This window comes from Paraburkholderia gardini (assembly GCF_907164575.1).
Taxonomy (GTDB): domain Bacteria; phylum Pseudomonadota; class Gammaproteobacteria; order Burkholderiales; family Burkholderiaceae; genus Paraburkholderia; species Paraburkholderia gardini.
Genome location: NZ_CAJQYY010000004.1, coordinates 69,194 through 92,329, shown reverse-complemented (window position 1 = coordinate 92,329; position 23,136 = coordinate 69,194). Strand labels below are relative to the sequence as shown.

Annotated in this window: 22 protein-coding genes and 1 tRNA gene; 14 read left to right on the top strand and 9 right to left on the bottom strand. The window is 62.6% G+C overall.

Going from position 1 to position 23,136, the window contains the following annotated elements:
- Positions 1-74 precede the first annotated feature (74 nt).
- The 11 genes from LPA34_RS04775 (at position 75) to phoR (ending at position 12,331) form a co-directional block, all read left to right on the top strand.
- Positions 75-737: an RlmE family RNA methyltransferase gene (locus LPA34_RS04775; protein ID WP_228975472.1), complete on the top strand. Its 663-nt coding sequence runs from the start codon at positions 75-77 to the stop codon at positions 735-737.
- 191 nt (positions 738-928) lie between these two features.
- Positions 929-2,812 carry an ATP-dependent zinc metalloprotease FtsH gene (gene ftsH, locus LPA34_RS04770; RefSeq protein ID WP_228879131.1) on the top strand — a complete coding sequence of 628 codons (1,884 nt, stop codon included), beginning with the start codon at positions 929-931 and terminating at the stop codon, positions 2,810-2,812.
- Positions 2,813-2,918: 106 nt separating this feature from the next.
- Positions 2,919-3,785 (top strand): dihydropteroate synthase, encoded by an 867-nt coding sequence (gene folP, locus LPA34_RS04765; RefSeq protein WP_411178796.1) that lies wholly within the window; start codon positions 2,919-2,921, stop codon positions 3,783-3,785.
- A gap of 50 nt (positions 3,786-3,835) precedes the next feature.
- Positions 3,836-5,194, top strand: a complete 1,359-nt coding sequence (gene glmM, locus LPA34_RS04760) for a phosphoglucosamine mutase (RefSeq protein ID WP_228975469.1) — start codon at positions 3,836-3,838, stop codon at positions 5,192-5,194.
- Between the two features lie 271 nt (positions 5,195-5,465).
- On the top strand, positions 5,466-6,497 hold the full coding sequence (gene pstS / locus LPA34_RS04755) for a phosphate ABC transporter substrate-binding protein PstS (RefSeq protein ID WP_228975466.1): 1,032 nt from the start codon (positions 5,466-5,468) through the stop codon (positions 6,495-6,497).
- 117 nt (positions 6,498-6,614) lie between these two features.
- Entirely contained in the window at positions 6,615-7,631 is a 1,017-nt protein-coding gene (gene pstC / locus LPA34_RS04750; RefSeq protein ID WP_228975464.1) for a phosphate ABC transporter permease PstC, read from the top strand.
- Positions 7,628-8,524: a phosphate ABC transporter permease PstA gene (gene pstA, locus LPA34_RS04745; RefSeq protein ID WP_228975462.1), complete on the top strand. Its 897-nt coding sequence runs from the start codon at positions 7,628-7,630 to the stop codon at positions 8,522-8,524. The genes pstC and pstA overlap by 4 nt, the downstream gene beginning before the upstream one ends.
- 22 nt (positions 8,525-8,546) lie before the next feature.
- Complete coding sequence (gene pstB / locus LPA34_RS04740; protein ID WP_228975460.1) at positions 8,547-9,395, top strand: phosphate ABC transporter ATP-binding protein PstB; 849 nt, start codon at positions 8,547-8,549, stop codon at positions 9,393-9,395.
- 77 nt (positions 9,396-9,472) lie between these two features.
- Positions 9,473-10,177, top strand: coding sequence for a phosphate signaling complex protein PhoU (gene phoU / locus LPA34_RS04735; RefSeq protein WP_228975458.1), 705 nt, complete (start codon positions 9,473-9,475; stop codon positions 10,175-10,177).
- Between the two features lie 27 nt (positions 10,178-10,204).
- Positions 10,205-10,906 carry a phosphate regulon transcriptional regulator PhoB gene (phoB, locus tag LPA34_RS04730; RefSeq protein ID WP_228879101.1) on the top strand — a complete coding sequence of 234 codons (702 nt, stop codon included), beginning with the start codon at positions 10,205-10,207 and terminating at the stop codon, positions 10,904-10,906.
- Between the two features lie 111 nt (positions 10,907-11,017).
- Entirely contained in the window at positions 11,018-12,331 is a 1,314-nt protein-coding gene (gene phoR / locus LPA34_RS04725; protein ID WP_228975456.1) for a phosphate regulon sensor histidine kinase PhoR, read from the top strand.
- Between the two features lie 49 nt (positions 12,332-12,380).
- On the opposite strand, the gene ppk1 is transcribed toward phoR, so the two are convergent.
- Entirely contained in the window at positions 12,381-14,444 is a 2,064-nt protein-coding gene (ppk1, locus tag LPA34_RS04720; protein ID WP_228975454.1) for a polyphosphate kinase 1, read from the bottom strand.
- A 203-nt stretch (positions 14,445-14,647) separates the two neighbouring features.
- Here ppk1 and ppx point away from each other — a divergent pair, with 203 nt between their 5' ends.
- Complete coding sequence (gene ppx / locus LPA34_RS04715; protein ID WP_411178795.1) at positions 14,648-16,228, top strand: exopolyphosphatase; 1,581 nt, start codon at positions 14,648-14,650, stop codon at positions 16,226-16,228.
- Positions 16,229-16,349: 121 nt separating this feature from the next.
- On the opposite strand, the gene LPA34_RS04710 is transcribed toward ppx, so the two are convergent.
- Positions 16,350-17,168, bottom strand: a complete 819-nt coding sequence (locus tag LPA34_RS04710; RefSeq protein ID WP_228975450.1) for a GNAT family N-acetyltransferase — start codon at positions 17,166-17,168, stop codon at positions 16,350-16,352.
- 130 nt (positions 17,169-17,298) lie between these two features.
- Positions 17,299-17,757 carry a SixA phosphatase family protein gene (locus tag LPA34_RS04705; RefSeq protein WP_228975448.1) on the bottom strand — a complete coding sequence of 153 codons (459 nt, stop codon included), beginning with the start codon at positions 17,755-17,757 and terminating at the stop codon, positions 17,299-17,301.
- 207 nt (positions 17,758-17,964) lie between these two features.
- Here LPA34_RS04705 and LPA34_RS04700 point away from each other — a divergent pair.
- A tRNA-Pro gene (locus LPA34_RS04700) sits at positions 17,965-18,041 on the top strand.
- 135 nt (positions 18,042-18,176) lie between these two features.
- Here the strand turns inward: LPA34_RS04700 and LPA34_RS04695 are convergent.
- A complete protein-coding gene (locus tag LPA34_RS04695; protein ID WP_228975446.1) occupies positions 18,177-18,335 on the bottom strand; it encodes a DUF3309 family protein in 159 nt (52 codons plus the stop codon).
- A gap of 479 nt (positions 18,336-18,814) precedes the next feature.
- Positions 18,815-18,988: a hypothetical protein gene (locus LPA34_RS04690; RefSeq protein WP_228879086.1), complete on the bottom strand. Its 174-nt coding sequence runs from the start codon at positions 18,986-18,988 to the stop codon at positions 18,815-18,817.
- 180 nt (positions 18,989-19,168) lie between these two features.
- On the opposite strand from LPA34_RS04690, the gene LPA34_RS04685 reads away from it, so the two are divergent.
- Positions 19,169-19,354, top strand: coding sequence for a hypothetical protein (locus tag LPA34_RS04685; RefSeq protein WP_228975444.1), 186 nt, complete (start codon positions 19,169-19,171; stop codon positions 19,352-19,354).
- A gap of 40 nt (positions 19,355-19,394) precedes the next feature.
- Here LPA34_RS04685 and LPA34_RS04680 read toward each other — a convergent pair whose 3' ends face one another.
- From LPA34_RS04680 to LPA34_RS04665, 4 genes are all read right to left on the bottom strand, one after another.
- On the bottom strand, positions 19,395-20,777 hold the full coding sequence (locus LPA34_RS04680) for an MATE family efflux transporter (protein ID WP_407672498.1): 1,383 nt from the start codon (positions 20,775-20,777) through the stop codon (positions 19,395-19,397).
- 101 nt (positions 20,778-20,878) lie between these two features.
- Positions 20,879-21,187: a DUF2288 domain-containing protein gene (locus tag LPA34_RS04675; protein WP_228975442.1), complete on the bottom strand. Its 309-nt coding sequence runs from the start codon at positions 21,185-21,187 to the stop codon at positions 20,879-20,881.
- Positions 21,188-21,826: 639 nt separating this feature from the next.
- Complete coding sequence (locus LPA34_RS04670; protein WP_228975440.1) at positions 21,827-22,138, bottom strand: hypothetical protein; 312 nt, start codon at positions 22,136-22,138, stop codon at positions 21,827-21,829.
- Between the two features lie 219 nt (positions 22,139-22,357).
- Entirely contained in the window at positions 22,358-23,026 is a 669-nt protein-coding gene (locus LPA34_RS04665) for a peptidoglycan DD-metalloendopeptidase family protein (RefSeq protein WP_228975698.1), read from the bottom strand.
- Positions 23,027-23,136: the final 110 nt, after the last annotated feature.

Here is a 23,136-nt window from a genome sequence, read left to right as displayed (position 1 = left end):
AGCGGCGGCCACGCGAATTAAACGCGTATTATCCGCTAAAAGCGCGACATCACGCAGCAAGAGATCATCGGTTAATGGCAAAAAACAAGTTCAACACGGCGTGGCTGCACGATCATATCAACGACCCGTACGTGAAAATGGCGCAGCGGGAGGGTTATCGCGCCCGCGCAGCCTACAAGCTCAAGGAAATCGACGAGCAGGACAAGCTGATCCGTCCGGGCCAGGTCATCATCGATCTCGGCTCGGCGCCGGGCAGCTGGAGCCAGTACGCGCGCAACAAGCTCGCGAAGGGCTCGAAGCGCGACGACGAGCGCCAGGGCGGCATCGACGGCACGATCATCGCGCTCGATCTGCTGCCGATGGAGCCCGTGGCCGATGTCCACTTCATTCAGGGCGACTTTCGCGAGGACAGCGTGCTCGCGCAACTCGAGGAAATGGTAGGCGCGCGCCAGGTCGACCTTGTAATTTCGGATATGGCGCCCAACCTGTCAGGGGTGGCGCTGGCGGACGCCGCGCGGATCGAGCATGTGTGCGACCTCGCGCTGGAATTTTCCCAGAACCATCTGAAGCCGGATGGAGCCCTTTTAGTCAAGTGCTTTCACGGCAGCGGTTATAGCCAGATCGTTGAAAAGTTCAAGCAGCAGTTTAAAACCGTGGCTGCCCGCAAACCGAAGGCATCCCGCGATAAATCGTCCGAAACGTTTATTTTGGGCAAGCATCTGAAGCGGCCGAACTGATCGCCGGAATGGAAGTGAAGCGCGAAAGCGCGGCATGTTCCGATGGCCGGAAGCCGCCGCCGGAGCAGCGCGATGCGCTATTTTCGCGGTAGTGAATGGTTATGGCAGGGGTCTGCGGACTGGATTAGAATGCTTTTAGTGGTGCCGCAAGGCAAATGTAGGCGCCCGTCTATGAGTGAAGGAGTGGTGCTTTGAACAACAATATGTTTTCGAAAGCAGCAGTGTGGCTGGTTATCGCACTGGTGCTGTTTACGGTGTTCAAGCAGTTCGACAAGCCCCGTGTCCAGGAAGGCGTTTCCTATTCGCAGTTCATGGACGACGCGAAGAACGGCAAGGTCAAGAACGTCATTGTCCAGGGGCGGAACCTCACGGTCACTCCAGCAGACGGCCAGAAGTACCAGATCGTGTCGCCAGGCGACATCTGGATGGTCGGCGATCTGATGAAGTACGGCGTTCAGGTCAGCGGCAAGGCTGATGAAGAACCGAACGCGCTTGTCTCGGCGCTGTATTACCTCGGGCCCACGATTCTCATCATCGGGTTCTGGTTCTACATGATGCGACAGATGCAGGGCGGCGGGAAAGGCGGTGCCTTCTCGTTCGGCAAATCCCGTGCGCGTCTGATCGACGAGAACAACAACGCCATCAATTTCACCGACGTCGCCGGTTGCGACGAAGCCAAGGAAGAAGTCTCCGAACTTGTCGATTTCCTGCGCGATCCGCAGAAATTCCAGAAGCTGGGCGGTCGCATTCCACGTGGCGTGTTGCTCGTCGGCCCTCCAGGCACGGGTAAGACACTGCTCGCGCGCGCCATCGCCGGCGAAGCGAAAGTGCCGTTCTTCAGCATTTCGGGTTCGGACTTCGTCGAAATGTTCGTCGGCGTGGGCGCGGCGCGCGTGCGCGACATGTTCGAACAGGCGAAGAAGCACGCACCGTGCATCGTGTTCATCGACGAAATCGATGCGGTCGGTCGCCATCGCGGCGCCGGCATGGGCGGCGGTAACGATGAACGCGAACAGACGCTGAACCAGATGCTGGTCGAGATGGACGGCTTCGAAGCGAACTCCGGTGTGATCGTGATCGCCGCGACGAACCGTTCGGACGTGCTCGACAAGGCGCTGCTGCGTCCGGGTCGTTTCGACCGTCAGGTGTATGTCGGTCTGCCGGACATTCGCGGTCGCGAACACATCATGAAGGTTCACCTGCGCAAGGTGCCGATTTCGAACGACGTCGACGCGGCGGTCATCGCGCGCGGCACGCCGGGCTTCTCGGGCGCGGATCTCGCGAACCTCGTGAACGAAGCGGCGCTCTTTGCCGCGCGTCGAGGCAAGCGCATCGTCGAAATGAACGACTTCGAAGACGCGAAGGACAAGATCTTCATGGGTCCGGAGCGCAAGTCCGCGGTGATTCGCGAAGACGCGAAGCGCGCCACGGCGTATCACGAGTCGGGTCACGCGGTGATCGCCAAGCTGCTGCCGAAGGCCGATCCGGTGCACAAGGTCACGATCATCCCGCGTGGCCGTGCCTTGGGCGTCACGTGGCAATTGCCCGAGCACGACAACGAAACGTACTCGAAGGATTATCTGCTCGACCGTCTGGCCATTCTGTTCGGCGGCCGTGTTGCCGAAGAGTTGTTCCTGAACCTGATCAGCACCGGCGCATCGGACGACTTCAACAAGGCAACCGCCACCGCGCGTGCCATGGTCGCGCGTTTCGGGATGACGGATGCGCTCGGGCCGATGGTCTACGTCGATGACGAAAACGATGCGTCGCCGTTTGGTCGTGGCTTCACGCGCACCATTTCGGAAGCGACGCAGCAGAAGGTCGACGCTGAAATCCGCCGCGTGCTGGACGAGCAGTACAACCTCGCGAAGCGCCTGCTCGATGAAAACCGCGACAAGGTCGAAGCGATGACCGCCGCATTGATGGAGTGGGAAACGATCGACGCCGATCAGATCAACGACATCATGGCCGGCCGTCCGCCGCGCTCGCCGAAGAGCTCGCCGCCACCGGCAAGCGACGCGTCCGGTGGCAGCACGGGCACCGAAGTCAAGCCTGGCGCCACCGCGCCGGCGTGACCGGAGCCGCAACACGTTACGGGCCGGTGTGATTCCACACCGGCCCGTTTTGCATTTTCTTTCCCTTCCTGAACTGTTTCCCGCAGTGTCGAACGCCGATCTTCTGATGCATGCTGTACCCGAGCCGATGCAATGCGGCCGGTTCACGTTGTCCTTCGAACGCCCGCTGGTCATGGGCATTCTGAACGTCACGCCTGATTCGTTTTCCGACGGCGGGCTCTTCGTCGCCCAGGCCGATGCGCTGCGCCAGGCCGAGCGGATGCTGCTCGACGGCGCCGACATCATCGACATCGGCGGTGAATCGACGCGTCCGGGCGCGCCGCCCGTGCCGCTCGATGAAGAGCTCGAACGTGTGATTCCGCTGATCGAGCAGTTGCGCGGCGCGAATGTGCCGCTGTCGATCGATACATACAAGCCGGAGGTCATGCGACACGCATTGGCTGCCGGCGCGGACCTGATCAACGACATCTGGGGTTTCCGTATGCCTGGCGCGATCGATGTCGTGCGCGACAGCCAGTGCGGTCTGTGCGTGATGCACATGCTCGGTGAGCCACAGACGATGCAGACCGGCGAGCCGGTGTATGACGATGTCGTTCGCGTGGTACGTGAGTTTCTCGAAGAACGGGTCGGCGCCCTGACGGCGGCGGGCGTCGCGAAGGCGCGGATCAGCGTCGATCCAGGTTTCGGTTTCGGGAAAGCGGTCGTCGAACACAATTACGCGCTGCTGGCGGCCTTGCGCGATACGGCGCCACGCAGCGAAGCGCCGTTTCCGATACTCGCCGGCATGTCGCGCAAGTCGATGCTCGGCGCCGTTACCGGGCGCTCCGCGCCCGAGCGTGGCGCGGCGAGCGTCGCGGCAGCCGTCTGCGCGGCGGAGCGTGGCGCGGCGATCATCCGGGTGCACGATGTCGCCGAGACCGTCGACGCGCTGAAAGTATGGTCGGCGCTGCGCGATGCCGCAGGTCGCAACTAACAACGCAACTCATAACGCAACATATCGGTACGAAGAGAGGGCATCTGGCAATGGCACGTCGCTATTTTGGGACTGACGGTATTCGAGGCAAGGTCGGCGACGCGCCGATCACGCCGGACTTTGTATTGCGCCTCGGCTACGCGGCCGGCAAGGTGCTGGCCGGCGCGGACCGCTGGGCGAAAACAGGCGCGCGGCCCACCGTGCTGATCGGCAAGGACACGCGCGTTTCGGGCTACATGCTCGAGGCGGCGCTGGAGGCGGGTTTTTCGGCGGCGGGTGTCGACGTGATGCTGGCCGGCCCGATGCCGACGCCCGGCATCGCGTATCTGACGCGGGCGCTGCGTCTGGCGGCGGGCGTGGTGATCAGCGCGTCGCACAATCCGTACTACGACAACGGCATCAAGTTTTTCTCCGCCGACGGCAACAAGTTGCCGGACGAAGTCGAATCGCAGATCGAAGAGCAGTTGAACCAGCCGCTCGACTGCGCGGCTTCCGAGCAGCTCGGCAAGGCGCGCCGGCTGGATGACGCGGCCGGCCGCTACATCGAGTTCTGCAAGAGCACGTTCCCGGCCGCGTACGACCTGCGCGGCATGAAGCTCGTCATCGACTGCGCACACGGCGCGGCCTATGACGTCGCGCCGCACGTTTTCCACGAGCTCGGCGCCGACGTGATTCCGATCGGCGTCGCGCCGAACGGCTTCAACATCAACGACGGCGTCGGCGCCACCGCGCCGGACGCGCTCGTGCGCGCCGTGCGGGCCAATCGCGCGGATCTCGGGATCGCGCTCGACGGCGACGCGGACCGCCTGCAGATCGTCGATTCGACGGGGCGCCTCTACAACGGCGACGAACTGTTGTACGTGCTGGTTCAGGACCGGATCGCGACCGACGGCAAGGTCGAAGGCGCGGTCGGCACGCTGATGACCAATCTGGCGATCGAGGTCGCGCTGAAGCGAACGGGCGTCAAGTTCGTGCGCGCGGCGGTCGGCGACCGCTACGTGCTGGAGCAGTTGCGTGAGCACGGCTGGCAGCTCGGCGCGGAAGGATCGGGACATATCCTTTCGCTGGACCGCCATTCGACCGGCGACGGCATCGTCTCGGCGCTGCTCGTGCTGGCCGCGATGCAACGCAGCGGCAAGACCCTCGCTGAACTGCTCGACGGCGTGACGCTGTTCCCGCAGAAGCTGATCAACGTCCGGATGAAGCCCGACGCCGACTGGAAGGGCAATGAAGCGATCCAGCAAGCCATCCGGGCAGCCGAAGGCGCGCTGGACGGCAGCGGTCGCGTGCTGATCCGCGCCTCCGGCACGGAGCCGGTGCTGCGCGTGATGGTCGAAGCGCGCCACGAGCGTGATGCGGTGCAGCATGCCGAGGCTATCGCGAACGTCGTGAAGCAGGCGACAACGTAAAGTCGTTTCGTCAGACCCGTTCCGGCAAGGGGCGCACCTTGCCGGAGCTATTATTCCGCGACCCAATCCCGCCCCAAATCCCGCCGCACCATATCGCGCGCCATATCCGCCGCTGCAAACATGGTCCGGATTCCCGCCTCAGCCCCTCCCAGCCTGCCTTTCATCCGGGTAACCGTACCGTCACGCACGTTTCACGTAACGTCACGTTACTGTCATAAATAGACCCTATCCTTCGCGGTGTTGTGTAATCCGCTCACACTCTGGAGGTCTCATGAAATTGATGCACACCGCGTTTGCTGGCATGGCTGGCGCACTTTTCGCGATCACAGCGCACGCCACCGACATCACTGGCGCGGGCAGCACGTTTGCAGCACCGATCTACACGAAGTGGGCGGACGCCTACGCGAAGACGGGCGGCGGCAAGGTCAACTATCAAGGTATCGGTTCGTCGGGCGGCATCAAGCAGATCGTTGCGAAGACGGTCGATTTCGCCGGCTCGGACGCCCCGCTGAAGGACGACGAACTCGCGAAAGACGGCCTGTTCCAGTTCCCGACGGTGGTCGGCGGCGTGGTCCCGGCTATCAACGTGCCGGGCATCAAGGCGGGTGAACTGACGCTGTCGGGCGAAGTGCTCGGCGACATCTATCTGGGCAAGATCAAGAAGTGGAACGATCCGGCAATCGTCGCCTTGAACCCGAAGGTCAAGCTGCCGGATACCGACATTGCCGTGGTTCGCCGCGCCGACGGTTCGGGCACGACCTTCATCTGGACGAACTATCTGTCGAAGGTCAACGCAGACTGGAAGTCGAAGATCGGTGAAGGCGCAACGGTCAACTGGCCGACGGGTACGGGCGGCAAGGGCAACGACGGCGTCGCGGCCTTCGTGCAACGTCTGCCGGGCGCAATCGGCTACGTGGAATGGGCGTACGCGAAGCAGAACCACATGACTTACGTCGCCATGAAGAATTCGACGGGCACCGTGGTCGAGCCGAAGACGGAAACGTTCAAGGCCGCGGCAGCGGGTGCAGACTGGTCGAAGTCGTTCTACCAGATCCTGACGAACGAGCCGGGCAAGGACGCATGGCCGATCGTCGGCGCAACCTTCGTGCTTCTGCACACCACGCAGGACAAGGCGCCGCAAGGCACGGAAACGCTGAAGTTCTTCGACTGGGCGTTCAAGAACGGTACCCAGGCTGCAAACAATCTGGACTACATCTCGCTGCCGGATTCGGTGACGGCTGAAATCCGCACGCAGTGGAAGTCGAAAATCAAGGACGCCTCGGGCAAGACGCTCGCGGATTAAACTGTATCGTCTGACGATGTTCCCGCCTGGCCTCGTGTGAGGCCAGGCGGTTTTGCAGTACGGCTGTGGCGGCATCGTGCCGCGCAGCTTCAGGAATCACAGGCTCTCAAGGCTGACATGTCCGACCTTCCTCTAGCATCTGGCTCGCCTCAGGCCAGTGCGCCCCGTTCGAATCCGCCTGGCAGCGAGGCGCAGCAGAAAGCGCCCAGTCGCGCCGGCGACGTCATTTTTGGCGGTCTCACGCGTGCGGCCGCTATCGTCACCTTATTGCTGCTCGGTGGCATTATCGTGTCGCTGATCGTGGCCTCGATGCCCACGATCCAGAAATTCGGCCTGAGCTTTCTCTGGACCTCCGAATGGGATCCCCCCAGCGAGAAGTTCGGCGCGCTCGTTCCGATCTACGGCACGATCGCCACATCGGTCATCGCGCTGATTATCGCGGTGCCGGTGAGCTTTGGCATCGCGCTGTTCCTGACCGAGCTCTCGCCCGCGTGGCTGCGCCGGCCGCTCGGCATCGCGATCGAACTGCTCGCCGCGATTCCGTCGATTGTGTACGGCATGTGGGGTCTGCTGATTTTCTCGCCGATCTTCGCCGAGTACTTCGAAAAGCCGCTAGGTCATCTGCTGGGCGGCATTCCATATCTTGGCGCGCTCTTCAGCGGCCCGCCGATCGGCATCGGCATCCTGTGTGCCGGCGTGATTCTCGCGATCATGATCATTCCGTACATCGCGTCGGTGATGCGCGACGTGTTCGAAGTCACGCCCGTGCTGCTGAAGGAATCGGCGTACGGCATCGGCTGCACCACATGGGAAGTGATGTGGAAGATCGTGCTGCCGTTCACGAAGAGCGGTGTGATCGGCGGCGTGATGCTCGGCCTCGGTCGCGCGCTGGGTGAAACGATGGCTGTCACGTTCGTGATCGGCAACACCAATCTGCTCGACAACGTGTCGCTCTTTTCGCCGGGCAACAGCATCACGTCCGCGCTCGCCAACGAGTTCGCCGAAGCGAGCCCGGGTCTGCACACGTCGGCGCTGATGGAACTCGGCCTGATCCTGTTCGTGATCACGTTCATCGTGCTGGCGATCTCAAAGCTCATGTTGCTTCGCCTCGAAAAAGCGGAGGGCGCGAAATGAGCCAGCCTCTGAACATCATGCCCGGTTCGACCGATGGCGCTGCGCTCGAAGCGATGCGCAACCGCCTGCAACGGCGTCGCCGCGCGACCAATGCGGTCGCGCTGACGCTGTCGCTCGGCGCGATGGCGTTCGGTCTCCTGTGGCTGATCTGGATTCTGTACACCACGCTGCATCTGGGCGTCGGCGGTCTGTCGGTGGAGCTGTTCACGCAGTCGACGCCGCCGCCGAACACCGACGGCGGCGGTCTCGCGAATGCGATCGTCGGCAGCCTGATGCTCGTGCTGCTCGCCACCTTCATCGGCACGCCGATCGGCATTCTGGCTGGCGTCTATCTCGCGGAATACGGTCAGAAGGGCTGGCTTGCGGGCATCACGCGCTTCATCAACGACATCCTGCTGTCGGCGCCTTCGATTGTTGTCGGCCTCTTCGTGTACGCGCTGATGGTCGCGAAACTCGGGCATTTCAGCGGCTGGGCGGGGGTGGTTGCGCTTGCGCTGCTGCAGATTCCGATCGTGATCCGCACGACCGAAAACATGCTGAAGCTGGTGCCGAACGCGTTGCGCGAAGCCGCCTTCGCACTCGGCACGCCGAAGTGGAAGATGGTGATGTCGATCACGCTGAAGGCGTCGATCGCGGGCATCGTGACAGGTGTGCTGCTGGGCGTCGCGCGGATTGCCGGCGAAACGGCGCCGCTCCTCTTCACGGCGCTGTCGAACCAGTTCTTTACATGGAACATGAACCAGCCGGTTGCCAACCTGCCCGTCACGATCTTCAAGTTCGCGATGAGTCCGTTTGCGCAATGGCAATCGCTCGCATGGGCGGGTGTGTTCCTGATCACGCTCGGGGTGCTTGGTCTGAACATCCTCGCGCGCACGATCTTCTCGAACAAGTAATGAGTTACGGCGGAGTCATCCGATGAACATGGCAGAAAGTCACCTCAACACCGCCGCGCGTTCCGCGGCGCCCGCCGGCTCCGGTCCCGTGGAGGGCGACAACGCGCTCGCGCCGGGCGCGCCGAAGATCGAGGTCAACGACCTGAACTTCTTCTACGGCAAGTATCACGCGCTGAAGAACATCAACCTGCGCATCCCCGAAGGCAAGGTGACCGCGTTCATCGGGCCGTCCGGCTGCGGCAAGTCCACGCTGCTGCGCACGTTCAACAAGATGTTCGCGCTGTATCCGGAGCAGCGGGCGGAAGGCGAAATCCTGATGGACGGCGAAAATCTGCTCACGTCCAAACGCGATATTTCGTTGCTGCGCGCGCGCATCGGCATGGTGTTCCAGAAGCCGACGCCGTTTCCGATGTCGATTTACGACAACATCGCGTTCGGCGTGAAAATGTTCGAGACGCTGTCGCGCTCGGAAATGGACGATCGCGTGGAATGGGCGCTGACGAAAGCGGCGCTGTGGAACGAAGTAAAGGACAAACTCGGCCAGAGCGGCTACGGCCTGTCCGGCGGCCAGCAGCAACGCCTGTGTATCGCGCGCGGCATTGCGATCCGTCCGGAAGTGCTGCTGCTCGACGAGCCGTGCTCGGCGCTCGACCCGATTTCGACGGGCCGTATCGAGGAACTGATCGCGGAACTGAAGAGCGATTACACGGTGGTGATCGTCACCCACAACATGCAGCAGGCCGCGCGTTGTTCGGACTACACTGCCTATATGTACCTTGGCGAACTGATCGAGTTCGGCGACACCGAAAAGATCTTCATCAAGCCGGTCCGCAAGGAAACGGAAGATTACATTACCGGCCGCTTCGGCTGATTGCGCGGCGCACGTCACCGCACGGCGAACACAAGCGAAGCACAAGAGCGCAATGCAGCGCGCACCAGGAGCAAGACATGTCCGACAAACACCTCTCCAGCCAGTTCGACGCCGATCTGAATCTCGTTTCATCGAAGGTGCTCGAAATGGGCGGCCTTGTTGAATCGCAGATCGTGAAGGCGATGGAAGCGCTGAACAACTTCGACCTCGATATCGCCGAGCAGGTGATTGCCGCCGAAGAGCGCCTGAACAAGATGGAAGTCGATATCGACGAGGAATGCAGCAACATCATCGCGCGCCGTCAGCCGGCCGCGCGTGACCTGCGCCTGCTGATCGCGATTTCGAAGACCATCACGAATCTAGAACGCGCCGGCGACGAAGCCGAGAAGATCGCGAAGCGCACGAAGCGTCTGATGGAAGACGGCGCATCGCGCACGATCAACATCGCCGAGATCAAGCTGTCGGGCGAAATGGCCGTGACGATCCTGCGCCGCGCACTCGATGCGTTCGCGCGTCTCGACACGGTCGCCGCCGCGCAGATCGTGCGCGACGACAAGGCGATCGACGACGAATTCCGCGCGTTCGTACGCAAACTGATTTCGTACATGACGGAAGATCCGCGCTCGATTTCGGTCGGCCTCGATTTTCTGTTCATCGCGAAGGCGATCGAGCGGATCGGCGATCACTCGAAGAACATCGCCGAGTTCATCATTTACATCGTGAAGGGCACGGACGTGCGACACAAGTCGCGCGACGCGCTCGAACGCGAAGCGCTTAGCTAACCCCGTCACAAGGATACAGAGGTGCCGATGCCCAGCAGCATTCTCGTCATTGAGGACGAGCCCGCTATTTCCGAACTGATTTCGGTCAATCTTCAGCACGCGGGACATTGTCCGATCCGCGCGTACAACGCAGAGCAGGCGGCGAACCTGATCAGCGACGTGCTGCCCGATCTCGTCCTGCTCGACTGGATGTTGCCGGGCAAGTCGGGCATCGCCTTCGCACGCGACCTGCGCAACAACGAGCGCACGAAGCACATTCCGATCATCATGCTGACCGCGCGCGGCGATGAGCAGGACAAGGTGCTCGGCCTCGAAATCGGCGCCGACGACTACGTCACCAAACCGTTTTCGCCGAAGGAACTGATGGCGCGGATCAAGGCCGTGCTGCGCCGCCGCGCGCCGCAGCTGACCGAGGATCTCGTCGCGATCAACGGCCTGAAGCTCGACCCGGCGACACACCGCGTGGCCGCACACGCCGAAGGCAGCGAGATCAAGCTCGACCTCGGTCCGACCGAATTCCGTCTGCTGCATTTTTTCATGACGCATCCGGAGCGTGTGCATAGCCGCACGCAACTGCTCGATCAGGTGTGGGGCGATCACGTGTTCGTCGAGGAACGGACGGTCGATGTGCATATCAAGCGTCTACGTGCGGCTCTGAAGCCGGCCGGGTGCGATGCTATGATTGAAACGGTACGCGGCAGCGGTTACCGGCTTGCGAAAAGTGCCTGACCGTCGCGTGTGACTGGCAATACCGGGCAACATCGGGAACACCGGCAATCACGTGCAGCGCTGGGAGGGCTCCTTCGCGGTGCGCCTGAATCTCTCTTCGATCGGTAGAACATGAACGTCATCTGGGCGCGCTCCATCGTGTCGCTCGTGCTGCTCGCGATCGCATGCGTCGGCGTTGGCATGCTCGTGAACGTCGACGCGGCGCTGATTCTCGCGATCGTCGTGCTCGCCGCGCAAACGTGCTTCAGTACGTTTCACAAGCAGCGTCTGTGGCGTCTGCTCGACGCGCCGGTGTATGGCGAGGTGCCGAGTGCTCCGGGCGTCTGGGGCGAAATCTACTACCGGCTGCACAAGCTCGCGAAGCGCTGGCACGCGCAGGTCCGCCAGGTCGAGCAGCAGCATTCGCGTTTTATCCAGGCGATCCAGGCGTCGCCGAACGGCGTCGCGATGCTCGACGATCACGATCAGATCGAGTGGTGCAACGCGATCTCCGAAGTGCATTTCGGTCTCGACGCGAAGCGCGATCTGCGCCAGCACATCACACACCTCGTGCGTCAGCCGGACTTCGTCAAATACCTGAACTCGCATCTCTATGACGCGATGCTGATCATGCGCGGCATGGGCGAAAAGCGTCAGAACGTGCTTTCCGTACAGGTGTTTCCGTACGGCGAGAATCGCAAGCTCGTGCTGTCGCAGGACATCACCGAACTCGAGCGCACCGATGCGATGCGGCGCGACTTCGTCGCGAACGTTTCGCACGAACTGAAAACGCCGCTTACCGTGCTTTCGGGTTTTCTCGAGACGATGCGCGAGTTGCCGCTCTCCGAGGCAGAGCGTTCACGCTATCTGGAACTGATGGAACAGCAGGCGTTGCGGATGCGGCATATCGTGAGCGACCTGCTGGTGCTGGCCACGCTCGAAGGCGACAACAAGCCGCCAGGCGAGCAGATGATCGACATGCGCGCGGTGCTCCGTCATGTGCAGGACGACGCAGAAAACCTGTCGGGCGAGCGGCACGTCATCACGTTCGATATCGACGAAGGGCTGACGGTGACGGGCGTCGAAACCGAAATCCTGAGCGCGCTCGGCAACCTCGTGACGAACGCGATCCGCTATACGCCGGATGGCGGCAAGATTCACGTCGACTGGCGGCCGAACGGCGGCAGCGCGGTGTTTTCCGTCACCGATAGCGGTCTTGGTGTTCCGGCGACGGATATTCCGCGCCTGACGGAGCGGTTCTATCGCGTCGATCGCAGCCGCTCGCGCGATACGGGTGGCACCGGCCTCGGGCTTGCCATCGTCAAGCACGTGCTGCAACGGCACGACGCGCAACTGGAAGTGAAAAGCGAAGTGGGGCGCGGCAGTACCTTCACGGTGCGCTTCCCGGTGTCGCGCACGGCGCGGCGGCAACCCGCGCCGGTCTGAACCGCAGGCGCGAGCCCGGCAGCACCGGGGCGGCACCGCCCCGATCACCCTATGAACAGAAGCGCGTGAGCAGGCTCATCTGCGCATTTCGCGACGATTTCCCCGGACGGCGGCGACGGTAATGGCCGTCGCTTTGCATCAGCCACGCCGTCTGGTTGTCGCCGAGAAACGCCGAAAGGCCTTCTGCGATCACACGCCGTTTCAGGCGCCGGTTGTTGACCGGAAACGCCACTTCGACGCGGCGGAAGAAGTTGCGATCCATCCAGTCCGCGCTCGACAGATAGACCTGCTCCTCGCCGTTCGCATAGAAGTAGTAGATGCGGTGATGTTCGAGAAAGCGTCCGACAATCGAGCGCACCGTGATGTTCTCCGACAGCCCTGGCACGCCCGGCTGCAATGAACACACGCCGCGTACGATCAGATCGATTTTCACGCCCGCCCGCGACGCCTCGTACAGCTCCGTGATGACCGTCGGTTCCAGCAACGCATTCATCTTCGCGACGATGCGTGCCTTGCGGCCCGCGCGCGCATGATCGGCTTCGACGCGGATCGCCTCGACGAGCTTCGGATGCAGCGTGAACGGCGATTGCCACAGCTCGTGCAGCTTCAGTTCGCCGCCGATGCCCGTCAGTTGCTGAAACACGTGATGCACGTCCTCGCAGATTCTCTGGTCAGCGGTCATCAGGCCGAAGTCGGTATAAAGCCGTGCCGTGCGCGGATGATAGTTACCCGTGCCGAGGTGGGCATAGCGCTTGAGCATCGACTTGCCGTTCACCGAGACGCGCCGCACGATCAGCATCATCTTCGCGTGACACTTGTGGCCGACCACGCCATACACGACGTGCGCGCCTACCGCTTCGAGCTGCGACGCCCAGTTGATGTTCGTCTCTTCATCGAAACGCGCGAGCAGTTCGACGACCACCGTCACTTCCTTGCCGTTGCGCGCGGCCTGCATGAGCGCGTCCATCAGCGGCGAATCGGTGCCGGTGCGGTAGATCGTCTGCTTGATCGCGACGACGTTCGGATCTTTCGCCGCCTGCAACAGCAGTTCGAGTACCGGCTGGAAGCTCTCGTACGGATGATGCAGCAGCACGTCGCCCTGATCGATCACATCGAAGAGGCTCGCGCTGTTGGCAACCTGCCTCGGAATGGCCGGAATGTGCGGGACGAACTTCAGATCGGGCCGGTCCACCATCTCGGGCAACTGCATCAGCCGCACGAGATTGACCGGGCCGTCGACGAAATAGCAGTCTTTTTCGGAGAGTTCGCTTTCGTCGAGCAGGCGGCGCGCGATATGCGCAGGCGTTTCCGCTGACACTTCGAGGCGCACCGCGTTACCGAGATGTCGTGCGGGCAGTTCGCCCTGCAGCGCGACACGCAGATTGGTGATTTCGTCTTCATCGACGAAGAGCTCGCTGTTACGCGTGATCCGGAACTGGTTGCAGCTGCGCACGATGAGGTTCGGGAACAGTTCGTTCACGAAGCGTTGCAGGAGCGAACTGAGCAGCACGAAGCCGTGCGGATAACCCGATAGTTCCTGCGGCATGCGCACGAGCCGCGGCAGCGCGCGTGGCGCCTGCACGATGCCCATCATCGCCTGGCGGCCGAACGCGTCCTTGCCCTCCAGTTCGACGACGAAATTCAGGCTCTTGTTCAGCACGCGTGGAAACGGATGCGCGGGATCGAGGCCGATCGGCGTCAGCACTGGCAGCAGCTCGTCGAAGAAGTAATTGCGCGCCCATTCGGTCTGCGCCTCGTTCCACGCTTCGGTGCCGTGGAAATAGATGCCTTCTTCCTCGAGGGCGGTAAGCACGGTGTCATGCAGCATCGTGTACTGGCGATGCACGAGTTTCTGCGCGCGCTCGACCACGAGGTCATACACGTGCTGCAGCGACATGCCGTCGGGCGAGAGCGCGCCCGGGTTGTCGCGCATCTGCTCATGCAGGCCCGCCATTCGGACTTCGAAGAATTCATCGAGGTTGCTGCTGGTGATACAGATAAAGCGCAGGCGTTCCAGCAGCGGCACGGCGGGGTCCGCGGCTTGCGCCAGAACTCGCTCGTTGAAACCTAGAATGCCCAGTTCGCGATTCAGAAGAGGGTAGCGGATGGACATCGGCAGCGAGAATGGATTGTCGGTTAGTAACTCGAAAGGACGCTCGGAAATTCTCACAGTATGATGACGTTCTTATGACATTCACGAATGTCATGAATTTTACGCCGTATCGGCTGCCTGTCGTGAATTCGACCCAGTGTATATGGGACCATAGCGCACCCACAACCGCGAGGGGTGACATCGTGAGGACCAGTACGCTTAAAATGGCGTCTTTGAACACTGCGGCAGCCAGTATGGACGCCGCACTCGCGCGCATGGAGTCCGCCCAGTCGATGGTCAATACGCCACAACTCCTCGCCGCCGTGGACATGGGCTCGAACAGCTTCCGTCTGATCGTGGGCCGCGTTGAAGAAACCGGGGCAGGTAGCCAGATCTACCAGGTCGATGCGCTACGCGAAGCCGTGCGGCTCGCCGCCGGTCTGTCCCGCGACAAGATGCTCGACCGCGCGTCGCAGGTGCGCGGCTGGGACGCGCTGAAGCGTTTCGGCGAACGCCTGCGCGATTTTCATCCCGACCACGTTCGCGCGGTCGCCACCAACACGCTGCGCATCGCCAAGAATGCGGACGAATTTCTGGTCGAGGCTGAAGCCGCGCTCGGGTTCCCCATCGAAGTCATCGCCGGGCGTGAAGAGGCGCGTCTCATCTATGCCGGTGCAGCACACTCCGTGCCAGCGAACGCCGGACAGCGGCTGGTGGTGGACATCGGCGGCGGCTCGACGGAATTCATCATCGGCTCGCACTACACGCCGATCCGCATGGAGAGCCTGTACATCGGGTGCGTGAGCCATAGCCGCACGTTTTTTCCCGCAGGCAATGTCGACGATTACACGATGCGTCAGGCCGAACTCGCCGCGCGACGTGAAATCCAGATCATCTCGAGCGACTACAAACAGACCGGCTGGGACCAGGCGATCGGTTCGTCGGGTACGGCGCGCGCGCTGGCCGAACTTGTCGAAGCAAACAATTTCAACGATCCAGGCGTCACGCACGGCATTTCGCGCGGCGGCCTCGAAAAGCTCAAGCGTGCGCTGATCAAGGCGGAAAACGTCAACCGGCTGAAGCTCGTCGCGCTGAAGGCCGACCGTATTCCGGTGCTGGCGGGCGGTCTGTCGATCATGATCGCGGTGTTCGACGAGCTTGGCATCGATTACGTCGACACGACCGACGGCGCGTTGCGTCTCGGCGTGCTCTACGACCTGCTGGGGCGCTCGCAGCACGAAGACATGCGCACGGTCACGGCCGAAGGCTTCATGCGGCGCTACGGCGTCGATCGGGCGCAGGCGGGGCGTATTGGCGAACTCGCCGTGCGTTTCTACGACCAGCTTCACGAAGACGATGCCGAGCGCCGCGCGGAGAACCGCATGTTTCTCGGCTGGGCTGCCGCGCTGCATGAAATCGGACTGTCGATTTCACACAGTGCGTATCACAAGCACTCCGCGTATATCGCGAGCAACGCGGACATGCCGGGTTTTTCGCGCACCGACCAGGCGCGGCTCGCGGCGCTCGTGCTCGGTCACGCGGGCAAGCTCGGCAAGCTGTCGCAGACGCGCGAAGTGGAATGGCCGTTGCTGTTCTGCCTGCGGCTCGCGTCGCTGCTGTGCCGCCGACGTGCCGACGTCGGGCTACCCGGCATTTTCGTCACGCAGGCGAACGGCGGCTACGAGGTGCGTCTGCCGGGCGAGTGGGTCGCGAACAATCCGCTGACCGACTACAGCCTGATTCAGGAAGCCGCGGAGTGGGAGAAGGTTGGGATTCCGTATCGCGTCGTTTATACGGACGATTGAACCGCGCGATGCGCGTTCCGTCACGGCGGAAACGCGTAGCTTCAACGTAAAAAAACCGGCCGGCTGTGCGATCAGTCTGCCGGGTTTTTTGGTCCGCTGTCACTGTGCGCCGGACTGGCGCTCAGCGCGACAGCATGTCGCCGAGAAAATGCTTCGCGTAACGCGCGTTGATGTCCGACAGACGGAAGAGCGTGAGGAAGTCGGCCGTGTTGAAGTCAGGATCCCATGCCGGCGCGCCGCAGATTTTCGCGCCGAGACGCAGATAGCCTTTGACGAGCGGCGGCGGTGCGACGTCGACACCCGTCTGGAGTTCGTCGACCGGCAGCGGTGTGTGCGGGAACGCGCGATACTCCGGCGCGGTGAGCGCGTTCTCGCGCAGCGAAACATACAGGTTCGATGCGTAATGCCCGCCGTCCGCCATCGACACGCTCGCGCAGCCGAGCATCGTCTCGTAGCCGTTCTGCATCATGTACGCGGCGAGTCCACCCCACAGTGACATGATGACCGAGCCGCTGCGGTAATCGGGATGCACGCACGAGCGGCCCACTTCGACCATCTTCGAGCGCAGATGCGTGAGGCGCGATACGTCGAATTCGCTTTCCGCGTAGAGGCGGCCGATGCGCGCGGCCTGATGCGGCGGCAGCACGCGATAGGTGCCGACCACTTTCAGCGTATCGAGATCGCGTACCAGCAGATGATCGCAATATGAATCGAACAGGTCGACGTCGAGGCCGGCGGGGCCGGAGAGACGCGCACCCATTTCGTCGGCGAATACACGGTAGCGCAGACGCTGTGCCTCGCGGAGTTCTTCGTCGGTCCTCGCCCACGTGACACGCAGGCGATGCTGCGCGGTGACGGTTTCTTCGGCGCGCGGCAGACGGCGGCGCGATTCGGACAGGATCGAAGCGAAAGGCAGGGTAGGCGTCGGCAGTTCTCGCATGGGGCGTTCCTGGTGAAAAAAGGAGGAGTCCGTTTTTCCGCCAATGTAGTAACGCCGGGTGACGCTCGCATGGCAATGCGATGACGATTCCATGACGTGTCGTAAGCACGCCGCGTGGAGATTGTAGGGATCAGAGCAGATCCGGGCTCATCACGGCGCGCAGGACGACCTGCCCGTCGCCGGCGCGCTCGCGGTTTTCGAGCCACCAGAGACCGGCTTTCTTCACTGGCCAGCTCGATGCGTTGCCGGACAGCAGCAGCGCCGCAACCTGGCCGAGCGTCGGTTGATGACCGACGATGACGACTGTCGGCGCGATGCCCCCGGGCCAGCCGGCGGCGGCGAGCACGTCGCTTGAATGTGCGCCTGGCGCGAGTTCGCGCACGACGCGATACTGGTCCGTCAACGGCTCGACGGTTTGTACCGTGCGCGCGGCGGGGCTGACGAGAATGACGGCGTCGTCGTCGAGGCGCGCGCGCAGCCATTTCGCGATGCCTTGCGCCTGCTTGCGGCCACGGACGGTGAGTTGCCGCGCGAGATCGCTCGATGCGACGTCTTCGGCTTCGGCGTGCCGCCAGAGGATGAGGTTCATCGTCGTCTCCTGTCGACCAGAGTTCGTGCTTTAGCGCGTTACTCTGGTCCCATGCAAGATGGTTGTCTTGAGATGATGCGCCAGGTGTATGCGGCCTGCCGCGACTTTCGCACGTTCGCGCCGCACGCGGCAAGGCGAAGTTTCACTGCGTCCGGCGGGATTAAAGATTGACGGGGTATCGCCACCCCGATAGAATCTCGGATTCGTCGGAGCGTAGCGCAGCCTGGTAGCGCATCTGATTTGGGATCAGAGGGTCGTAGGTTCGAATCCTATCGCTCCGACCACGAATAGCAGCAGACAGGCATTAAGCAAAAACCCGCGTCGCCGTCAGGCTTCGCGGGTTTTTGCTTTTTGGGTGCGAACAGGTTGCGGGCAGTGATCTGCCGACGGTCGTCATCGTTGAACCTGTGCATTGCCGCTCAGATCCTCCCCATCAGCAGCAGCACGATCACCACGATCAGGACGATGCCGAGGATGCCAGTCGGCTGGTAGCCCCACGCTCGACTGTGCGGCCACGTCGGAAATGCGCCGATCAGCAGCAGGATCAGCACGATCAGCAGGATGGTTCCGATGGTCATTTCACGTCTCCTTGATATTGGCCGGGGAACATCGCGCCGCCGCGGATCCGATGCCAGGAGGGCAGGGTGGCGAGGCGATCGAACGGCTTTGCGGAGGGCCGCGAAGCCGCTCCATGCAACTTCGAGCAATCGATATGCCAAACCGCGTCGATGCCGCGTCAGCGCCGTTGCGGCTGGCTGTGACGCTGCTCATTCCCCATCAACATCGCATGACGTGGGTCCGTTGGCTGCATCTGAGGATTGTCGGGTGAAGGTATTTCCTGCACGCGCCGGTAACAAGGATGCACGCGTTAACCCTTGTTTTAGGGAGAACACACGAGTGCGAAGAAAGACGAACGCGGAGCCGGTTTGAACTGACGAGAAGTGACGTGCGCCAGATGAGCCGCGCAGCAGCACACGCGCCAGACACTGGGGCGCGCAATGTCGGTGAGAATAATCGATGCGCGCGGAAGAACCTCTTCCGCGCGATGAGCCGACGCTCAACGTCTGCGATGCAGACGATCCAGCACGTGATGTCCGGCGAGCCAGTGATGCAGCATGCCTTCACCGCTGTGTTCGCGCCGGTAGGTTCGCGATTCGAAGACCGATAGCGCGACCAGCACGAGCAGCCCGATGGCGAGGCCGATCAGCCCCGCAATTGATTCAGCGTCCATGGCAGCCTCCTTCGAAGATTGCAGCCATGTGTACATAGTAGGTCAGCCATCGCGAAGCGGGGAGTCATTGTGCACTGCACGCATGCCGTCAGCGAAAACGCGTTGCAGGTAGACTGTCAGACTTACTTCAACGACGTGCCAGGCAGGCGCGTCTCACGTTTTCCCTGTTTTCGAGAGTCCATGAATCGCACGATCCTGATTGCCCTGCTGTTGTCCGCCCTGACCGGTTGCACGAGCAACCCCAACGATCATCACAAGACACCACCCAAAGATCCGCAGGACTACCACGGCGTGCCGACCGACGACCGGCCGCCGTCGATGCTCGACACGCCCACTCCGTCGGACGTTCCCGCCGCGCCGAAGTGAGCGTAGCCCGTATCGTCTGACGCGGCGAACCGGGGCCGCGCTAAACCGCGCGCGCGGGCGCGATGCTCGCCGTCACGCGCGGCAGGTAGCGCAGCAACGTCGCGCCGCGGGCGAGCATGAAAACGAGCAGGGCGATCCACAGGCCGTGATTGCCGTACGGACCCATCAGCGCCCACGATGCGGCCACGAACACGGTCAGCGATGCGGCCATCGCTTTCATCAGTTCATGCGTGCGCGTCGCGCCGATGAACACGCCGTCGAGCAGAAAACCCCACACCGAAATCACCGGCGATAACGCGGCCCACGGCAGATACGTTTCCGCCGCGCTGCGCACGGCCGGCTGATCGGTCAGGCGCTCGATGATCCACGCACCGCCCATCCAGTAAGCGAGCGAAAAGCCGAGTGCGCCGAGCGTCGACCATAGCATCGTCACCTTGACGGCCTGGCGGAACGCGCTGCGCTCGCGCGCGCCGATCGCCGCGCCGACGAGCGCTTCCGCCGCGTGGGCGAAGCCGTCGAGCCCGTATGCCATGAACGTCTGGAAGTTGAGCAGCAGCGCGTTGGCGGCGAGCGTCGTATCGCCCTGGCGCGCGCCGAGATGCGCGAACCAGCCGAACGCGCCAAGCAGACAAAGCGTGCGCACGAAGATGTCACGGTTGATCGTGACGAGCCGTCTGAGCGCCGTCGCATCGACGAGCGACGCGCGATCGGGCGCGGGAAGTCCGCGCGGGCGCAGATGCCACAGGAGTGCGGCGCCGAGCACGAAGCCGAGCGCATCGGCGGTGGCCGTCGCGGCGCCAATCCCGGCGATACCCCAGTCGAACACATAGACGAAGAGCAGCACGGCGACGATGTTCACCGCGTTGATGAACACCTGCGTGAGGAGCGCGAGGCGCACGCGCTGTGTGCCGAGCAGCCAGCCGAGCACCACGTAGTTCGCGAGCGCAAGTGGCGCCGCCCAGATGCGCGCATGGCAATACACGCGGGCATGCAGCTGGACCGCTTCGCTGCCGCCGATCGCACGCAACGTATAACCGATCAGCGGCACCTGCAGCGCAAGCACCGCGGCGCCGATCACGAACGCGAGCATGAGCGCGCGAATAACGTTCATCCTCAGGCCCGCCGCATCGTTCGCACCGAACGACTGCGCGACGAGTCCGGTCGTCCCCATCCGCAGGAAGCCGAAGCCCCAGAACACGAAGCTGAAGAAGAGCCCGCCGAGCGCGACGCCGCCGAGATACGACGCACTCTCCAGATGACCGGCGACCGCCGTATCGACCGCGCCGAGGATCGGCTGTGTCAGATTCGCAATGACAATCGGAAAAGCGAGCGTAAGAACGCGACGGTGCCAGTGCACGGGAACGGCTTCGGCTTTGGTCGTTCCGTCGAGCGCGATGGTTTCAGCGTCCGCGACAGTTTCCACGGCGCTTGTCGCGATGGCATCGGGCTGCCCCGGCGTCGGCGATGCGCTGTCCGGCGTCGTCTTGCGTACGCCATTCGTGTCGCGCGTGCTTTCCGTGCCGTTCAACCGCGCTCCTGCACGCAGACCCACGGCGAGACGACGACCGCCCACAGGTCCGGGTCGCGGGCGGCGAAATCAGCGGCCGTTTCGGCCTGCACGCGTTCCACGAGGCCCGCCGAGAGCCATTGCGTGACCTGCGTGGCGTCGTCGCTGGCGATGGCTTCGGCGACGCTCACCAGGTCGAGATCGCGCACCACGCGCAGCAGCATGCCGCGCGCAAAGAAACGTTCGAGTTCGGGCCAGCCGATCTTCGCGGTTTCGGCGAGGAGTTTCAGATAGAGCGGGCTGTGCGTTGCGTCAGGGGAAGTCATGGGATATCGGGAAACGAGACGGGCGGCCGACACTATAAACCATCGTCACGGCGCCGCTTTGCCGCGCGCCGGATTGCGGGACCGGAAATTAACATCAGTTTTTATCCGCGGTTTAAACAATCGCGATGCCGTGGGCATTTAATCTGATCAAAGCAAAATACGCTGAAAATCGTAGTTCGCGCGATTGCATTTAGTCATTAAATCAATGGAAGGGTGCGCTTGCGCACCAAGGTTCAAACAGGCAGGTTATCGCAAAATAAATGGCCTGCGCCGCTTTTTGCAGTGGCCTTCGCAGCCTGCTGAACGGGTCGGCCCGGGCGACGTAGAAGCAGGACTGGTGCGGCATTCGAGGCATATCGGCATTGGCCGGGAAGGGGATGGAAATCCCATTGCAACGCAGCATTCAGGTTAGTTCGGCTTGCTAAATTGAGCGGGCCAGGTTTGCGCCGGTGTCACTCAGTGCGCCGAGTAACATTATTTGCACAATTAATCGATTGCGTCGGTATACGCGCGTTGCTAGATTTCGTTTCGGCGCATGGTGAACCGGTCCTTTGCCGATATGCGCCGAACCCCCGTTAGCCCGGCCTCGTGCCGGGCTCTTTTTATTGCGCGATCCGGCAATGATGCCGCGCTCGGACATCATTGCTTGCAGTGGATGACCATCGACCGGTTCTTGACGTTGGCACCGAAAATCCCTCCGAGCGAGCCGCCCGATGTGGCGCCGTTGTCGACGTCCTTCGAAATCACGTCGTACCCATACGCGCCACATGCTTCGCCAGCTTTTTTGTAGCATTCGCCCCAGCTTTCGCTGGCATCGCTGCCGCTGCAGTTGATCGCGAAGCCGGTGTCGCCGTTCGGCAGATACGTGAGCGTCGACGTGGTGGAGCAGCCCGCGAGGCCTGCGAGTGTCAGGACGGCCATTCCGGCCGCCTTGGCGAGTGCGCTTTTCATCGCAGATTTTCCTGTTTTCGGACGCAGCCGGTTGCCGCGCCCCTTGAGAATGGATCGTTCAGGGGCCCGCGGGGTTCCCCACGCGCCTGATCGACCGTCCACAAGGCCGCCGTTTGTTCAGGCGGAACCTTGCATCCGCCGTGCGTTGGGCACGGCAAACGATCCGCCGCCAGGTGCCTGACGACACCCACCGCAGCAAACGCGATGCCTGCATCGCGTTCAGCGGGGCGGCAGCGAACGGGCCGGGTCGATCGAACGGCTCTGGTAGCGCAATTCGAAATGCAGCATCACGTGATCGCTGTCCGTGTCGCCCATCTCGGCGATTTTCTGGCCTTGCGAAACCGCCTGGCCTTCCTTGACGACCAGCGCGCGGTTATGCGCGTAGGCGGTCAGATAGTCGCTGTTGTGCTTGATGATGATGAGGTTGCCGTAACCGCGCAGACCGTCGCCCGCATACACCACCGAGCCCGCCGCCGCCGCGACGACCGGCGTGCCGGCCACATTGACGATGTCGATGCCCTTCGAGTTCGCGCCGTCGAAGCGACGCGTGACGGTGCCCTGCGCCGGCCACACGAGCGCGATCGTCGAAGCGGGCGTCGCCGTCGGCGCGGGCGCGAGCGCGGTGGTACCGCGCGATGCCGTCGATCCGGACGAAGCCTGCGCGCTGCCCGAACCCGTAGCCGCGGTCGCGGTATTCGCGGGCGGCGCCACGCGTAGCACCTGGCCGGTTTCGATGGCGTTGGGATTGGTCAATCCGTTCCACCGCGCGATGTTCTGCACGGAGGTCCGGTTGCTGCGCGCAATGCCGGACAGCGTGTCACCCCGCTCGACACGATAGAACCCTGGCCCCACCGGAGCCGACCCGCACGCGGCGAGCACCGCGATCATCGATACGCAGGCGAGCCGTCTGATTTTTGTATGCAAACCTGGTCCTCACAAAACGCTGTCGCGCGTCGATCCCCGATCACACGCGCCAGTGGCAAAACAACCGATTCTAA

Coding starts and splice junctions, on each gene's coding strand:
- pstB (WP_228975460.1), top strand. CDS start 8,547: ATGAACATGGCAGAAAGTCACCTCAACACCGCCGCGCGTTCCGCGGCG.
- LPA34_RS04705 (WP_228975448.1), bottom strand. CDS start 17,757: ATGAACCTCATCCTCTGGCGGCACGCCGAAGCCGAAGACGTCGCATCG.
- LPA34_RS04670 (WP_228975440.1), bottom strand. CDS start 22,138: ATGAAAAGCGCACTCGCCAAGGCGGCCGGAATGGCCGTCCTGACACTC.
- pstA (WP_228975462.1), top strand. CDS start 7,628: ATGAGCCAGCCTCTGAACATCATGCCCGGTTCGACCGATGGCGCTGCG.
- LPA34_RS04775 (WP_228975472.1), top strand. CDS start 75: ATGGCAAAAAACAAGTTCAACACGGCGTGGCTGCACGATCATATCAAC.
- folP (WP_411178796.1), top strand. CDS start 2,919: ATGCATGCTGTACCCGAGCCGATGCAATGCGGCCGGTTCACGTTGTCC.
- LPA34_RS04685 (WP_228975444.1), top strand. CDS start 19,169: ATGAATCGCACGATCCTGATTGCCCTGCTGTTGTCCGCCCTGACCGGT.
- glmM (WP_228975469.1), top strand. CDS start 3,836: ATGGCACGTCGCTATTTTGGGACTGACGGTATTCGAGGCAAGGTCGGC.
- LPA34_RS04710 (WP_228975450.1), bottom strand. CDS start 17,168: ATGCGAGAACTGCCGACGCCTACCCTGCCTTTCGCTTCGATCCTGTCC.
- ppk1 (WP_228975454.1), bottom strand. CDS start 14,444: ATGTCCATCCGCTACCCTCTTCTGAATCGCGAACTGGGCATTCTAGGT.
- pstC (WP_228975464.1), top strand. CDS start 6,615: ATGTCCGACCTTCCTCTAGCATCTGGCTCGCCTCAGGCCAGTGCGCCC.
- LPA34_RS04675 (WP_228975442.1), bottom strand. CDS start 21,187: ATGACTTCCCCTGACGCAACGCACAGCCCGCTCTATCTGAAACTCCTC.
- pstS (WP_228975466.1), top strand. CDS start 5,466: ATGAAATTGATGCACACCGCGTTTGCTGGCATGGCTGGCGCACTTTTC.
- phoU (WP_228975458.1), top strand. CDS start 9,473: ATGTCCGACAAACACCTCTCCAGCCAGTTCGACGCCGATCTGAATCTC.
- LPA34_RS04665 (WP_228975698.1), bottom strand. CDS start 23,026: ATGATCGCGGTGCTCGCCGCGTGCGGGTCGGCTCCGGTGGGGCCAGGG.
- ppx (WP_411178795.1), top strand. CDS start 14,648: ATGGCGTCTTTGAACACTGCGGCAGCCAGTATGGACGCCGCACTCGCG.
- LPA34_RS04690 (WP_228879086.1), bottom strand. CDS start 18,988: ATGGACGCTGAATCAATTGCGGGGCTGATCGGCCTCGCCATCGGGCTG.
- phoR (WP_228975456.1), top strand. CDS start 11,018: ATGAACGTCATCTGGGCGCGCTCCATCGTGTCGCTCGTGCTGCTCGCG.
- phoB (WP_228879101.1), top strand. CDS start 10,205: ATGCCCAGCAGCATTCTCGTCATTGAGGACGAGCCCGCTATTTCCGAA.
- LPA34_RS04695 (WP_228975446.1), bottom strand. CDS start 18,335: ATGACCATCGGAACCATCCTGCTGATCGTGCTGATCCTGCTGCTGATC.